This window comes from Pseudoalteromonas sp. BSi20652 (genome assembly GCF_000239855.1).
Lineage (GTDB): Bacteria > Pseudomonadota > Gammaproteobacteria > Enterobacterales > Alteromonadaceae > Pseudoalteromonas.
This window is the reverse complement of sequence record NZ_BADT01000036.1, coordinates 1-1,278: the sequence shown is the minus strand read 5'-3', so window position 1 is coordinate 1,278 and position 1,278 is coordinate 1. Positions and strand designations below refer to the sequence as shown.

3 protein-coding genes are annotated in these 1,278 nt (G+C 36.2%); all 3 read left to right on the top strand.

Going from position 1 to position 1,278, the window contains the following annotated elements; genetic code table 11:
* Positions 1–457: HNH endonuclease (locus P20652_RS17430; RefSeq protein ID WP_139048199.1), on the top strand; the 457-nt coding region annotated here is incomplete at its 5' end.
* Positions 458–461: 4 nt separating this feature from the next.
* On the top strand, positions 462–938 hold the full coding sequence (locus P20652_RS17425; protein ID WP_033017068.1) for an SMI1/KNR4 family protein: 477 nt from the start codon (positions 462–464) through the stop codon (positions 936–938).
* A gap of 87 nt (positions 939–1,025) precedes the next feature.
* A partial coding sequence (locus P20652_RS17420; RefSeq protein ID WP_033017067.1) for a hypothetical protein occupies positions 1,026–1,278 on the top strand: 253 nt, incomplete at its 3' end.

Here is a 1,278-nt window from a genome sequence, read left to right as displayed (position 1 = left end):
AAAAGGGGCTAAAGGTAATAGGCCTGTTAAGTATGACTTAAACTACCAAACTGAAGCATATGCAAATTTAATAAACTCTAATAAACCTTGGTCGTGGAAGAATTTTCCTGACGGTGATAAATTAACAATAAAGCAAAAGCGTGAAATAAAAGCAAATGCAGTTAAACGCGGATTAGTCCCTGAAGTGAAATTAAAAGCAGGTACAAAATATCCTGACTTTGAAAGTGCTGGTTTATTAAAGAAAGTAGAGTCCTTACCAGAAAAGTTGTGGCTAGCTTCTGACTACCAACAATTTAAATGGCTAGACTCAAGAATCCCAGGAGGCAGACCTGATGGCTTCACCTGGCATCACTCGGAAATTAGTGGGAGAATGGAGTTAGTTCCATTTGGCGCACATAATATAATTAATCATCAAGGTGGCCGCTCTGTCGGTCATTGGGCATACGGAAAGCGATAGCATAATGAAAGATTTAAGTTTAGAGAAAAAAGTTTCTGTAACACATGATGAGCTAGATTCATTAGAAATGTTTTTTAATATTAAGTTACCAATTAGCTACAGGGAGTTTATTTTAAAATTCAATGGTGCATCCTTAGATGAAGTTATTATAAAAGTTAACTCTGAGGAGCGGGTATTGGAAAGATTTCTAATAGTTTCGGAAGATGAAAATCTCGATGGTTGCCTTATGCAATACGAAATTAAAGTCGTAATGGCTCAAATTGAGGAGAGGCTTACAAATAACGAAGACTTGATTGGAGCTGAGGCCTTACCTTTTGCTTACCTATTTGGTGGTGATTTTTTATGCCTAGATTTCAAAGAAGATGCAATAAACCCTAAAGTAGTAATATGGGATCATAATGAGTCTGAAGAGTTATCACCTGTTTTTTACAAAGCTTTTAATAATTTCCAAGAATTCCTTGATGCGATGTCTCTCGGCTAAATCACATTGACAAACTTTATGCTTGACTATTCAATTTTTACGCTTGATTATTCAATTTAAATTCATTTATAACGCTAAGGACAGCACATGCAACCCGACATTAAAAACATCCCGCAACACCTAGGTCAGTATCTTTATCAAAAAATTGATGCTCCGTGGCTTGAAGCTCAGCTTATTTTAGATTGCGAAAATAATGCTGTGGTTGAGTGCAAAGCCAACTTTATAAAAGCAGATGACGAAACACAGCATGCAATTGCTGTATCTGAAAATATAACAGCGTTGTTTAAAACGTTATTTGACCACGCCATTAAAAACGAAGTGGAAAATTGGCAGCGCGCTA